Below are 14713 nucleotides of genomic sequence, written 5' to 3'. Positions count from 1 at the left end.
GAGAAATTTCATGATTTTTAAAATTGAATAAACAGGAAATTAATATTTTTATAATAAGGCAGGAACTTTCTGATTGTTAAGGTGATATTCTGCACAAAAGAGCTTGCACAAAACTTACAATCAATTTCGCTTAAGTCTTATTATGATGGCAAAAACAGGGATGTCGCTGGCGCTGTGCGTCGGTATGATCACAACTTCTGCATTGGCGGCGCCGTTAAATCCTGGCGACCGTGATTATATTCAGAACCAGCAACAGCAACGTTTGCAAAATGACCAGCAGCAGCGTGATGCGCTGTGGAGTGCTATCGCGCCGCAGAGCACGCCAGCAGCGGATTCCGCTCAGGCCGGTCCCTGCTTTCCGGTGCAGCATATCGCTATTCGCAACGCCACGCTGATTTCTGTTAGTCAGCAGCAATCGCTGGCCGCTCCTTATATTCATCGTTGCCTGAACTTAACCGAAATTAATTCGCTGGTGCATGCCATTTCTGACTGGTATATGCAGCGCGGCTATATCACCAGCCGGGCGTTTTTAATTGAACAGGATTTATCGCAGGGTGAGTTAGTTATTCCGGTGCTGGAAGGGAAGCTGGACGCCATTCGTCTCGACGGCCAGCATCCGCGTTCATTACAGATGGCGTTTCCCGGTCTGGAAGGCAAGGTGCTTAACCTGCGCGATATTGAGCAGGGCATGGAGCAGATTAACCGCGTGCGCGCAACACCGGTGCAGATTGAAATACAGCCGTCGCCTAAAACCGGTTATTCCGTGGTTAACCTTACGGCTACGCCGGAATTCCCGCTCAGCGCATCGCTGGGGTTTGATAACAGCGGACAGAAAAGCACCGGCGTTGGCCAGCTCAACGCGTCGCTGACGGGGAACAATCTGCTGGGACTGGCTGACCGGTGGTTTATCAGCGGCGGGCGCAGCAGCGCTTTCAGCGACTGGCGTGATGCGCAAAACCTGCAGGCGGGCGTCAGCGTGCCTTACGGATACGGCTTACTCGACTACAGCTACAGCTGGAGCAACTATCACAGCAGCTTCGTTAACAACGGCTTTACCTGGCTGAGCAACGGCGACAACGTGTCGCACCGGCTTAACGGTTCGTGGGTGCTGTTCCGCAACGGCGATATCAAAACCGGCGTCCAGCTCGGCCTGAATCACTACTCCAGCCACAACTATCTCAACCATACCCTGTTGCAGAGCAGCAGCCGCAAAATCACCAGTATTCAGCTGGGGCTCAATCACACGCAAAAAATACTCGGCGGCGTCGCTACGCTCAACCCGACTTTTAGCCGCGGCATGCCGTGGTTTGATGCCGAAGATGACGCGGGAAAAACCGGCGATTTGCCCAAAGCACAGTTCCGCAAGTGGAGCATCAGCGGCAGTTTCCAGCGGCCGCTGGCTGACAAACTGTGGCTGCTGAGCAGCATTTACGGCCAGTGGTCGCCCGATCGGCTGTACGGCAGTGAACGCCTGACGCTGGGTGGCGAAAGCTCGGTGCGCGGTTTTAAGGAGCAATATCTCTCCGGAGATGCCGGTGGCTATCTGCGCAACGAGTTGAGCTACAGCCTGTTCACGCTGCCCGTTTTGGGTGACGTCAGCGCGCTGGCCGCCATCGACGGCGGCTGGTTAAAGAGCGACGCGCAGAACCGCGAGTCCACCGGCACCTTGTGGGGCAGCGCGGTAGGTCTCAGCACGCGCGGGCGCCACTTTTACACCCAATACACCGTCGGCATTCCGCTTAGCTATCCCGGCCATCTCCAGCCGGATCACCTCAGCATTTACGCCCGCGTCGGGCTGGTTTTCTAAGAGGCAAAGATTATGGACGATCGTCAACCCGTTTCCCTCGCCCGTCGCGCGCTGAGCTATCTGATTTGCTATCTGGTGGCGGTCCAGCCGATGCTGCCTGCTGTCGCCGCGCAAATTACGCCGGTAACGCCAGGAACGAAAATGGATGCTGCCGGCAACGGCGTACCGGTGGTGAATATCGCGACGCCCAACGGCGCCGGGATTTCGCATAACCAGTATCAGCAGTACAACGTTGGCAAAGAAGGGTTAATCCTCAATAACGCCATGGGGCAGCTTACCCAGACCCAGTTGGGCGGCCTGATCCAGAACAACCCCAACCTGAAAGCCGGACACGAAGCGCAGGCGATCATCAACGAAGTGGTTGGCGCCAACCGCTCACAATTGCAGGGCTACACCGAAGTGGCGGGTAAAGCCGCTAACGTGATGGTGGCCAACCCGTACGGCATCACTTGCAATGGCTGCGGCTTTATCAACACGCCAAACGTCACGCTGACCACCGGTAGGCCGCAGCTGGATGCCAACGGCAATCTGGCTGCGCTGGAGGTGACGAAAGGATCGGTGATCGTCGAAGGTCAGGGACTGGACGGCAGCAACGCCGATGCGGTGTCGATCGTGGCGCGCGCGACTGAGATCAACGCCGGGATCCATGCGAAAGATCTTTCGGTGACGTTGGGGGCTAATCGTGTCGGTGCGGATGGTTCCGTAACGCCGATTGCCGGTGAAGGCGCTGCGCCGTCGGTGGCGGTGGATACCGGCGCGCTCGGCGGCATGTATGCCAATCGCATTCATCTGGTATCGAGTGAGAAGGGCGTTGGCGTAAACCTCGGCAACCTGGTGGCAAAACAGGGTGATATTCAGCTCGATGCGAATGGCAAACTGACGCTGAATAACAGCCTGAGCAGCGGCGCGCTGACGGCGAATGCTGAATCAGTGACGCTTGGTGGGGAAAACAAAGCGTCCGGACAGGTCACGCTCAGTGCACAGCAGGATGCAACGCTTAACAAAGGCACGCTGTTCAGCGACGCCGGAGTGAGCGTTAAGGCGAAAGGGAATCTCACCACCAGTGGCGTCAGCATCACGGCAGGACGTGATGTACAGCTTAGTGGCGCAACCGTTGTCACGGACAGTCATGCCGTCGCAAAAGCCGGTAACGATATCCGGTTGCAGGCGCAGGATCGGCTCAGCAACAGCGGCCAGCTGACGGCCGGAAAAAACCTCAACATCTCGGCCAAACAACTCGATAACAGCGGCATGCTGGCCGGTAACACCACCGGCATCATTTCAAGCAGCCTGCAGAATGCTAAGGGCGCGGCCATCTCCGGCGCAGAAAATCTCACCCTCAGCAGCGACAGCCTGCTCAATCAGGGCGTATTGTCAGCGCCGGTACTCTCACTCAGCAGCGTGCAAACTGACAACAGCGGGCTGATTCAGGGCAGCAAGGCGCTGACCTACAGCGGCAACCGCCTGAATAATCTGGCGGACGGCACCCTGAGTTCGGACAACAGCTTTGCGCTCAATCTGCCGCAGCTGAGTAACAGCGGGCTCATCACCAGCAAGGCCGGGCTGACGCTGAGTGGCGCCGCGCTGACCAACAGCGGTGAAATCAACGCTGCCAGCCTGTTTGCTTCAAACACGCAGTTGAACAATCAGCAGGGCGGCCTGCTGCTCGCGGATAACAACCTCAGTCTTCAAAACGCTGCGCTGACCAATGACGGTCAAATCGCCGCAGTAACAATTAATGTTGATGCCAGCACGCTGAACAACAGCGGCACGTTACAGGGCAAACAATCGCTGAAGGTCAGCGGCAAGGCGATAACCAGCAGCGGCACGTTACTGAGTGACGGCAAATTGACCATTGCAGCAGACTCGCTCACTAACCGTGGCCAGCTGCAGGGACAACAGCTGGCGGTGACGGCGGGCCGCTGGAATAACAGCGGCAACGCGTTGAGTGCGGGTGATGGCGTACTTAACGCCGCAACGCTTGATAACAGCGGCAAAATCCTCGGTCAGCACAGCTTACAGCTCATAACAAATTCGGTTGATAACAGCGGCTGGCTGCTGGCGCAGGCGCTCACGCTTCAGGGAGACTTAGTTAACAGCGGGCTGATTCAGGGCAGTGATGCGCTGACCGTGACGGGTAATAAACTCAGTAATAAGACCGGTGGCCAGTTACTGAGTGCCGGCACGCTGACGACTAAGGCTGGAAGCCTGGATAATCACGGCAGCATTCAGGCCGACACGCTTGATATGCGGTTGCAAAGCTGGCAGAACGCCGGCAGCGCTCAGGCGACCACGCAGTTCTTTGGCACGTTGAGCGGCGCGCTGGATAACAGCGGCACGCTGCTGAGCCAGAACGATTTTGCCCTCATCAGCAACGACATTTCTAACAGCGGTACGCTGGCGGCCAACCGACTCAGCATCACAGCCCCTCAGCTGACCAACGCCGGGCTGCTGCAGGGTAACCGCTCGCTCTCACTGAACAGCGCGAATGTTACTAACGCCGCCAGCGGTCAGCTTATCAGCGGCGGTTCGCTGACGCTTTCCCCGGTACAGCTGACCAATGCGGGCCTGTTACAGGTGGCGGATGACTTCAGTATTAACGGTCGTGACCTGAGCAACAGCGGCCGCATCACCGCAACCAGTCTGAAAGCAGACCTGAGCCGCACGCTGAACAACAGCGGGCAGGGCGTTCTGCTTGCGCAGCGCCAGGCAGATATTCAGGCGAGCACGTTGAACAACAGTGGTTCGATTGCGGCACAGCAGTTGAACGCTTCAGGTGATGTGCTGAAGAATCAAAGCCTGCTACAGGGTGACAGCGGACTCAGCGCGGATTTCAGGCAGTTCAGCAACCTGAGCGCGGGGCAGTTACTGAGCAACGGTCTTCTTGCAGTTAAGGGCGCAATCGCTGACAACGCCGGTGTGATGCAGGGCAACAATGTTGATTATCAGTTTGGCTCGCTGATCAACAGTGGCAGCTTTTACGGTATTAACTCACTGAAAGGTCAGTCTGACGGGCTGCTGGATAATCGTGGCAGCCTGACTGCGGGCGGCAACGCCAGCCTGACGGCGGGCAACCTGCAAAACAGCGGTAAAGTGCTGTCCGATAATCTGATGCTGCGCGGAAATAGCCTCAGCAACAGTGGGTTATGGCAGGGAACATCCTCGCTGGATGCGCAGTCGGGCGGCGCGTTGACGCAGGTCGCTGGCGGCAAAATGCTGACCGGCGGTGAGCTACTGCTGAACGCTGCTGACCTCAAAACGTCAGGCACAATTCAGGGCGACAATGCACAAATCAGCGCGGGTGACTGGCAGAATCAGGGCTCGCTGCTGGGCACTTCTGGTGTTTTAGCTGACGTTGCGAGTGAGCTGCGCAACGGCGGTGAAATATTGTCGCAGGGCACGGCACAGGTCAGCGCGCAGAACCTGAATAACAGCGGCTCGCTGCTGGCGGATAAAGCGATGACGCTGAGTGGCGATGCGCTCAATAACAGCGGTAACGTGCAGGGCGAAACGCTGGCGATTACCCCGGCCAGCGTGACCAATCAGGGCAGTCTGATTGGCTTGAAATCACTGACTATCGGTCCGACGCAGGCCCGTGGTTTCCGCATGCTGGCGGTACAGTCGCAGCCCGCACGTGGATTAATCAACAATGCCGGCGGTCAGCTACTGACGCAGGGCACGCTGAACATTACCGGTGATGTCATCACCAACAACGGCAGCTGGCAGGGACAACAAATCCTGCTGAACGCCACCCGCCTGGCTAACAACGGCGCGATTCAGAGTGCTGGCGATCTGACGCTTAACCTCAGCGATGCACTGACGTCCGCCTCTGGCAGCAAAATCACCGCAAACGGCAATGCCGCGCTTAACGCGCTCAGCCTCACCAATCAGGGACAATGGATTGCCGGAAACCTGACCCTTAACGGCACTACGCTGAACAATACGGGTGAAATCTCCGGCGTAAACGGACTGACAGCGGTAATCGGCGGCACGCTGACGCAGCAGCAAAATGGCGCACTGTTATCGGGTGGCAAACTGGATCTTCAGGCTGCGGCGTTAAGCAATGGCGGCCGCATTCAGGGCGGTGATCTGACAGTCAACACCGGAACACTGACCAACAACGGGCGGTTGCAGGGAGATAACAGCCTGTTGCTGAACACCAGCGGCCGCATCACCAACAACAATAGCGGGACGCTGATAAGCCAGAGCGGTCTGACGCTGATCACGCCAGAGCTGTATAACTACGGCCTGATTCAGGGGGCAACTAATCGCATTACCGCCAGCAGCAGCGCGACCAACAGTGGAAAAATGCTGTCTGCGGGTGAGCTCACGCTCACCACGCCTCAACTCGTCAATAGCGGCTGGTTGCAGGCAGCGCAACTGACGCTGAATGCTGCCAACGCCAGCAACAGCGGCACCTTACTGGCCGATCAGCAGGGAACTTTAACCGGCTCGCAACTGCTGAATCAGGGAACTGTGCAGGGTGGCACGCTGGCGGTCAATTATGACCAGCTCAATAACAGCGGCACGCTGCTGGGCGCTAATCAGCTTAATGTGAAGGCCAGCCAGGTCACGCAGCAGGCCGCGGGTAGGCTGTTCAGCGGTGGCAATCTGCTGCTGGAGAGCACCGGTTTTGATCAGCTGGGACAGGTGGTGGCACTTGGCGACGCCACGCTGAAACTGATTAACGGCTTTACCGCACGCAACACGCTGGCTGCGGGTAATCGTCTGAAGGTAACCAGCAACGGTGCGATTGAGAACCAGGGCACGTTACAGGGGCAGGCGCTGACGTTGAGTGCAGGCGGCGATCTGACGAACAACGGCCAGCTCACCACCGGAACCGGCGACAGCAGCCTGAGCGGTCAGCGCATCAATATGAACAGCGCAGGCACGCTGCAGGGTGGCGGCGATGTTGCGCTGGCCAGCCGCAGCGACATAGCACTCAACGGCTTTACCGGCACGCGTGGTAGCCTCACCATTTCTTCGCCTGGCAGCATTGTGAATACGGCGTTACTTTATGCCGGGCAGAATCTCTACCTGTATGCCAACAGCATTAAAAACCAGCGTGGCGATATGCTGGCAGGCAACAGTCTGTGGATGCAGCGCGACGCGGCGGGGAGTGATAATGGCGAGGTGATCAATACTTCGGGAACCATTGAGTCGCAGAATGGTGACATCACAGTGCGAACGGCCAATCTGCTCAATCAAAGAGAGGGCCTTACCACCCAGCAGAATACACAGCAAATATCAGGACTGCCTGCGGGGGTTGGAGGCGCATCGATTAAGTACCAGTTGAGCAAGATGAATGTAGATGATTTGGGCTATTACACCATCCATGTTCGATCGGGCGGCAGCCCTGGTAAAGGCAATGGTTCAGATGATGATTACTACTATCTGGCTCCCAATGCACAGGCAGCTGTCAAACGTTATCTAACAGAGACAACCACGGTGACGGCTCAGGCTAATGGTGGCAGTGGACGCATCTCTGCAGGGCGAAATCTCGATGTCACCGCAGGCCAGCTCAATAACCTCGCAAGCTCACTTCTGGCAGGGAACTCCATTTCACTCAGTGGTATCACGCTCAATAATCAATCCTGGGTAAATGGAGTAACCAGTACTTACCTGACTTACAAATATGATGGGCGGATTGGCGCAAACAAGCTGAATGAAAGCCGTAACATGCAGTATTTTTCTCCGACTTCAGAGAATTCCCCTTTCAGGGGAAACGACTCTTCTGCAACAGTGACTTATCAATTATCTTCTGCACCAGAATATGAAACCACCTATACCGGGGACGGCCTTCGTGCCGTCATTCAGGCAGGCGGCAGCGTTAACGCCAGCTTCAGCGGTGACATCAGCAATACCTCTACCACGCCCAATGCAGGTTGGGCGGGCACCACAGTCAATGCGCCTGCATTAAATCAGCTCGCCGCAATCGGCCAGGTGGCGGCTCAGCAGCGTCAGCAACTCGCCGCCACTGATAAGGTGGCGATCAATTCTCCTGAATGGCGCGACCAGCTGCAAAATGCCCTGCAGCAAGTCAACGGCGGCACGTCGCTGCAAAATGCACAGCCTGAAACAGTTGGGCTCTCAAACCACAATGGCAAACAACAGGGCCACGCGAACCTCGGCAAGGCCGCTGAACTGGCGTCAGGCAGCGCAGTAAAACCCTCGGTTCTTGGCAGCTATGGTGCCTCAACGGTGGATACCAGCGCCTATCCGCTCCCCACCAGTGACAATGGCTACTTCGTCCCGGGCGACAGCAGCAGTCCCTATCTCATCACCGTGAACCCGAAATTAAACGGTCTGGGGCAGCTGGACGCCAGCCTGTTTGGCGATCTCAATCAGTTGCTGGGTAAACAGCCTGGCAGCGCGCCACAGGAAAGCCGTCAGCAGTATACCGACGTGAACACTTTCCTCGGCTCCTCCTATCTTCTGGACAGGCTGAACCTCAAGCCTGACAACGATTACCGCTTCCTCGGCGATGCGGCATTTGATACGCGTTATGTCAGCAACACCGTTCTTAACCAGACCGGCAGCCGCTATCTGAATGGCGTGGGTTCCGATCTGGACCAGATGCGTTATCTGATGGATAACGCCGCCGCGTCACAGCACTCTTTAGGCCTGCAGTTTGGCGTGTCGCTTACCGCGGATCAGGTCGCTTCACTGGATAAGAGCATCATCTGGTGGGAAGCCACCTCGGTGAATGGTCAGACGGTGATGGTTCCAAAAGTGTACCTCTCCGAAAAAGATGCGGCGATGAACAACGGCAGTGTGATTGCCGGGAACAACGTGACGCTCTCCGGCGGTAACATCACCAACAGCGCCAGCACTATCGTGGCGCAGAACACTGTCAACGCCGACAGCCAGAACAATATCGACAACCTTAAAGCCGGGCTGATTAAAGCCGGAGGCGATCTGAATCTCAGCGCGCTGGATAGCATCAACAACGTCAGCTCGACAATCAGCGGTAAAAAAGTGGCGCTGGAAAGCGTCAATGGTGACATCAACAACACCACCACAAGTTCACAGTGGACGATCGGCGGCAACGGTCCAGTGCAGGCAAGCAAAACGCTGATTGGCCAGACGGCGGCGATTACGTCACTGGATGCGCTCAGCCTGAAATCCGGCAACGATATCAACCTCACCGGCTCCTCACTCAATGCGGGTGGCGATCTGCTACTCAACGCCTGGCACGACCTCAGTCTCAACAGCATCGAGACCAGCGAAAGCCGTAAAACAGGTAACAAGGAAACGCATAGCTCCGGTGCTGAACGCGCGACCGTTTCCAGCGGCGGCAACCTGACGTTAAAAGCCGGGCAGGATATTACCAGCCAGGCAGCAGCGCTGGCAGCAGAGGGCGATATTGGTCTGCAGGCGGGAGGTGATATCAATCTGGATGCAGTTGAAAGCCGTTCCGGAGACAGTGAACGCGGCAGTAAAAAAACGGTTATCAATGAAACTGTGCGCCAGCAGGGCACTGAAATAGCCAGTGGTGGAAGTACAACGCTAATAGCAGGCCACGACATTATCAGCCGAGCGAGTGACGTAACGGCTCAAAATGACATCACGTTACACGCCGGGAATAACGTGGATCTGGGTACTGCAACAGAGAGCGATCATTACTACAAAGAAGAAACCAAAACCAAAAAAGGTCTGCTCAGCAAAAAGACGACGCACACCATTCAGGAGGACAGCGCAACAAATGAAAAAGGCACGCTGCTGAGCGGGAATAACGTCTCGGTTTCTGCCGGAAATGATGTGCTGGTCACCGGTTCGCAGGTGGTGGGTGATGGCAAAGTTGCGCTGAGCGCGGGCAATAATGTCGAAATCACTGCTGCAACCAACACGGGTTCAACCTGGCGATTCTCAGAAACCCGTAAAAGCGGGCTGATGGGCACGGGCGGGATCGGCATCAGTATTGGCAGCAGTAAAACGCTGCATGACGTGAAGGATAAAGGCACCACTCAGAGCCAGAGCATTAGCACGGTGGGCAGCACCGCCGGTGATGTTTCAATTACGGCCGGTAAGCAGCTTCAGGTCAACGGGGCCGATCTTATTGCCGGTGGCAACATGGCTTTGCAGGGCGATAGCGTCTCAATCACTCCGGGTCATGATGTGCGGACGCGTGATGAGCGATTTGAGCAACGTACCAGCGGCCTGACGCTGGCGCTATCCGGCGCAGTAGCAGAAGCCGTCAACAGCGCCATTGCTGCAGCACAGTCTGCAAAGCAGGAGAGTGACGGTCGACTCGCTGCATTGCAGGCGACCAAAGCGGTACTTTCTGGCGTGCAGGCTAATCAGGCAAGTCAGCTCGCTCAGGCGAATGGTGATCCCAACAACGGCATTGGCATCAGTCTGTCGCTGACGACACAACAATCCAAATCACAGCAACATCAGGCATCTGACACGATCAACGGCTCTACAATCAACGCCGGTAAGAATCTAAGTATCGATGCAACAGGCAAAGGAAACGGCATCAGCAGCGGAGACCTGCTGATTGCAGGCAGTCAGCTGAAAGCCGGCGGGGATACCTCTCTGCATGCTGCAAATGACATCACACTGGCTGCGGCTGCTAACACACAACAGACCACCGGGAAGAACAGCAGCAGCGGTGGCGGCATTGGCATCAGCTTTGGCGTGGGGTCGGGCAGTGCTGGCCTCAGTATCTTTGCCAGCGTCAATGGCGCTAAAGGACATGAAAAAGGCAACGGCACCGTCTGGAGTGAAACCACGCTGGACAGTGGAGGAGATGTGTCTGTTACCAGCGGCCGCGATACCACACTCAGCGGTGCGCAGATTAATGGCAACAGCGTAAAAGCGGATATTGGACGTGACCTGACTTTAACCAGCCTGCAGGACAGCGATAACTACGACTCGAAGCAGACGAGTTTTGGCGCGGGCGGCAGTTTTACCTTCGGCTCCATGACGGGCTCGGGTTACATCAACGCCAGTCAGGATAAGATGCACAGTAATTACGACAGTGTGCTGGAGCAAAGCGGTATCTACGCCGATAAAGGCGGTTTCGACATTACGGTTGGCAACCACACGCAGCTCAACGGCGCGGTTATTGCCAGCCAGGCTGATGCCGATAAAAACCGCCTGGATACCGGCACGCTGGGCTTTACTGATATTCACAATGAGGCGGATTACAAAACCGAACATCAGGGAATTGGCATCAGTTCCGGCGCGAGCATGGGTGGGCAGTTTGCCGGTAATATGGCAAACACCATGTTGGCGGGCGCAGGAGGAAAGGGGCATGCTGAGGGCACCACACAATCTGCAGTAGCTGAGGGTACGATAGTTATACGCGACACGGCAAACCAGCAGCAGGATGTGAGAGACCTTAGCCGCGACACAGAAAATGCCAACGACAGTATCGGTCCAATATTTAACAAAGAAAAAGAACAAAAACGACTTCAAACCGCACAGCTGATTGGCGAAATTGGAGCGCAGGCAGTAGACATAGCTGCGACTCAAGGCAAAATTATGGCGATTAATGCTGGTCGCGCGGAACTTGAAGCAAAAGGTATCAGTGCACCAGATGCTTATGCCACTCCAGAAGAACGGGCGGCGTATGAAAAGTTATTGACCAATACTTCGGCTTATAAAACGACTCAGGCCCAGTGGGGAACCGGTAGTGCAATTCAGCAAAGCATTCAAGCCGCCACTGCGGCGATTCAGGGGCTGGCTGGCGGCAATATTGCTCAAGCGCTGTCTGGAGCAGCTGCACCCTACCTGGCTGAAATAATCAAAAAGACGGCACCTAATGAATCAAGCCGTATTATTGCTCACGCAGTCTTAGGGGCAGTGGTGGCTCAGGCCAGTGGTAATAGTGGCATGGCAGGTGCAGCTGGTGCCGCAACAACAGCGCTTATCGGAGAAAGCCTGAAGAAATCTCTTTATGGTGATATACCAGTAAGTCAGTTGAACGAAGAGCAGAAACAAACGCTGGTTGCCCTGGGTAGCTTGGCAGCAGGTCTGACTGGCGGATTAGCAGGTGGCGATAGTGCTGGCTCGATGGCCGGTGCACAAGCCGGCAAAAATGAGATCAGCAATAATATGGCAGGCGCAGGCATGTTGTCACAAATGCTGGCGCATGAAACGCTGAACTCTGCAGCGATGGCTGAAGCAGGAAAAGGAGGAGCCAATGAACAAGCAGCGTTAGCTCTCACTAACAAAGTGAAAGAAGGTTTAGACGAAGCTTGCCGTAAGAGCGATGTATGCGTCCTCCTTGCTGTGATGTCTGTGCAAAATCAATCCGACTCAAACGATAGCCAGAAGCCAAATATTGGTAAAGATCTGACAGAAGAGCAAAAGAAAGAGGCGGGTGGTTCCAGTTCCGGTTCCCCAGATGGATGGGGCCCTGAGGATGAAGAAAAGGGCCAACACGACACTAAAGCTACTTCAGTGGATGATTTAATGTCATCATCAGCAAAAGGCCGCGAAACAACAGGAAGATCAAAACTTTTCGAAAGAACGGGTGGTGTGGATGCAGCAAACAAAGAGTTTGACTCATTAAATCCAACTGAAATTAAAGAAATTAAAGGCGGGCGAGTAGGAAAATTACCTGATGGCCGCAATGTCATTGTAAGAGAGGAAAGTTCTGACGGAAGACCTACACTTGAAATACAATCAGGTAAAAACAGAATTAAATTCAGATATGATGAGTGATAAAAAAATGGTTGAAAACTTGAATCAAGTCACGTTGGAAGGCATCGATCTTAAGAATAGATTCCTTGTGTCTATAGGATATTCCGGAGGAATCTTGGAGATACAACTTTCTCCAAGCGAAGACGGAGGAACAGATGATGTAAAAATATCATTTGATTGGATCTATTCCTTCCGATTGACGGATGAAGGGGATTTACTTAAGTTACAAAATGATTTGTGTGGTAAATTAACTTTAGGAATATACACCTTGAATGACTCTGGTTATCTACGTTGGTTTAACGAACAAAGCTTCGACATTCATAATGATGAGAAACTAAATCATTATCTTATTGTTACAAGCACAGAGATAGTAGAAGTAATATCAATCGTGGGTCCAAGTTGTATGACAGTGACTGAAGATCTTTAAGCTGGATAACATGTAATTAGTTGAAAATAAATGATTAAAAATTCAAAAATTACAGGCAAGCAAATTAAAATGGAATTCTCTAAACTCATTAAAAATTCATTTTTTGAAGACTTTTTACCATGAAAAAGAAAACTGATGAGTTCATAAGTTTTGTGATCGATAGAAATGAGTTTTTAAAGAATGACATCAAGAAATGCCTTGAGTATTGGATGCCAGACTCACCAGCTCCGATCTTGTTGTTTTCATTAGTTGGTAAATCAATTGTTAAAAATTTAAGTTTTTTAAATGAAAATGAGAAACTATCTCTTTTCCAGCACATTGAATTGGGTATGACTTCTGATAATGAGGAGCTAGCAATAGCAGTTGCTACGGGTCTTGTTGAGTCATTAGTCACAGCGTCTGATGCAAATGAATCTGTTTGGAAAGAGATTGAATATTACCTTCAGGTTGAGTCGAAGAAACATGCATTAGCATGGAAAAATTTTGGCCAGTAATGAGCGATATAAACTCCTCAATAGATTGATAGGGATCTTAAGGAGTGGACATCATCATATAAGGCAGGATGACTACGCGCTTCGCGGTTAAGACGTGTATTGCTAAAGAATTCAGCATTAAAGCTTTTAACTTTGAGCGTAATTATCCATGAAGTCGACCATGGCGCCGTAATGGGCATCAACATGTCTGATATATCGTATTACCGTTTCTGGTTTCTTCCATGTACCTTCCTGCATAATCTGCGCAGTGCTATATTTTTTCGAGGCTATATCGATAGTTGCTCCCACGCGAGTGCTGTACCCCGACCATCCACGATAGCGATTTTTATTCGGGAGCGCGTCCTGCGCGGGGCCAGCTTCACGCCATGCGCGGGCAAAAATATCCTCCACCGCCCTCGTAGACAAAGGTTTTATGGTTATGGCTGTTGCACAATTAGTACGATGAACGGGACCGCAAATAAATGCATCCGGATTGGTAATCAGCCCTGATTTGTATATCCACTCGGTCAACCTGTGCAATAACAGATCTCTCAGCGCCTTTATCAGGCCTCCGGCCATCACAATTGGATAGGTAAAGGTGGAAAATCCGAAAGTGCAACGACAACCTCTGGTCAGAGTAGCTCGATAGTTTCTGGTGGAGGTCTGTCGGCTCATGAAAAAGCCGTAGGCCACCTGATAGAGCGGCATGTCGGGAAAACGGAAGCAGAGTTTTTGAATCGAATATCCACTGATGGTGTAAAAGCGGCATCTTCATTTACTGACAGGGTTACAGCTGAGGCAGTGGTAAGCAAAGTAATAGATAGTAATAAAACGGCTATCCAAAGCTATCTATCTGGTAATCAAAAGAGATATTTGACACTTAACTACCAATCTTCCTCTGCGATTGGTATTAGTGTTACAAATGGCTCAACAAGTGCAGTTCAGGCAACAAATGCAAAAGTTGTTATTGGAAGAGATTCGTCTATGCCTGATGGGTATAAAATTATTACAGGATATCCAACACCGTGAATATTGAAGAAAAGTATCCATCATTAAATTATTTTTTAACAAGTTATTTCCATCAGGATTTTGATGTGCTGTTCGGTGGCGCTGATGAAACCATAGCAGCTTACCGAGTGACGGAAACAACAGAAGAGCAGTCGAAGATGAAAACTGAAATAGAAAATCTGATTGTACTTGCTCTGCCAGAGGAAAAATTGCAGGACATATTGCTCAATAAAATGGATTGTAGCTATTTACTACCCTAATGCATGGGACTCATCAGAATCGTGGCTGCAACACATTGCTGATCAGTTAAGCTAAAAAAATCCTGGCCACCGAGCCGGGATTTTA

At 53.1% G+C, this 14713-nt stretch carries 7 protein-coding genes; 6 read left to right on the top strand and 1 reads right to left on the bottom strand.

Annotated features, from left to right (window positions below):
• Window positions 1-142: 142 nt before the first annotated feature.
• The 4 genes from ACFQW4_RS02530 to ACFQW4_RS02515 all read left to right on the top strand — a co-directional run bounded on the left by ACFQW4_RS02530 (window position 143) and on the right by ACFQW4_RS02515 (window position 13381).
• Entirely contained in the window at window positions 143-1807 is a 1665-nt protein-coding gene (locus ACFQW4_RS02530; protein ID WP_377723578.1) for a ShlB/FhaC/HecB family hemolysin secretion/activation protein, read from the top strand.
• Window positions 1808-1819: 12 nt separating this feature from the next.
• Complete coding sequence (locus tag ACFQW4_RS02525) at window positions 1820-12481, top strand: hemagglutinin repeat-containing protein (RefSeq protein WP_377723576.1); 10662 nt, start codon at window positions 1820-1822, stop codon at window positions 12479-12481.
• A complete protein-coding gene (locus ACFQW4_RS02520) occupies window positions 12432-12887 on the top strand; it encodes a hypothetical protein (protein WP_377723574.1) in 456 nt (151 codons plus the stop codon). Before ACFQW4_RS02525 ends, ACFQW4_RS02520 begins: the two co-directional genes overlap by 50 nt.
• A 119-nt stretch (window positions 12888-13006) precedes the next feature.
• On the top strand, window positions 13007-13381 hold the full coding sequence (locus ACFQW4_RS02515; RefSeq protein ID WP_377723572.1) for a hypothetical protein: 375 nt from the start codon (window positions 13007-13009) through the stop codon (window positions 13379-13381).
• A gap of 126 nt (window positions 13382-13507) precedes the next feature.
• Here the strand turns inward: ACFQW4_RS02515 and ACFQW4_RS02510 are convergent, their stop codons facing one another.
• Entirely contained in the window at window positions 13508-14035 is a 528-nt protein-coding gene (locus ACFQW4_RS02510; RefSeq protein ID WP_377723570.1) for a hypothetical protein, read from the bottom strand.
• Between ACFQW4_RS02510 and ACFQW4_RS02505 the strand changes: the two genes are divergently transcribed.
• Complete coding sequence (locus ACFQW4_RS02505; RefSeq protein WP_377723996.1) at window positions 13949-14389, top strand: RNase A-like domain-containing protein; 441 nt, start codon at window positions 13949-13951, stop codon at window positions 14387-14389. The genes ACFQW4_RS02510 and ACFQW4_RS02505 overlap by 87 nt on opposite strands.
• Window positions 14386-14628, top strand: a complete 243-nt coding sequence (locus ACFQW4_RS02500; protein ID WP_377723568.1) for a contact-dependent growth inhibition system immunity protein — start codon at window positions 14386-14388, stop codon at window positions 14626-14628. The genes ACFQW4_RS02505 and ACFQW4_RS02500 overlap by 4 nt, the downstream gene beginning before the upstream one ends.
• Window positions 14629-14713 lie beyond the last annotated feature (85 nt).

This window comes from Pantoea sp. GCM10028869, from assembly GCF_042666835.1.
Lineage (GTDB): Bacteria > Pseudomonadota > Gammaproteobacteria > Enterobacterales > Enterobacteriaceae > Pantoea > Pantoea leporis.
The sequence above is the reverse complement of the archived record's forward strand: the minus strand, read 5'-3'. Positions and strand labels throughout refer to the sequence as shown.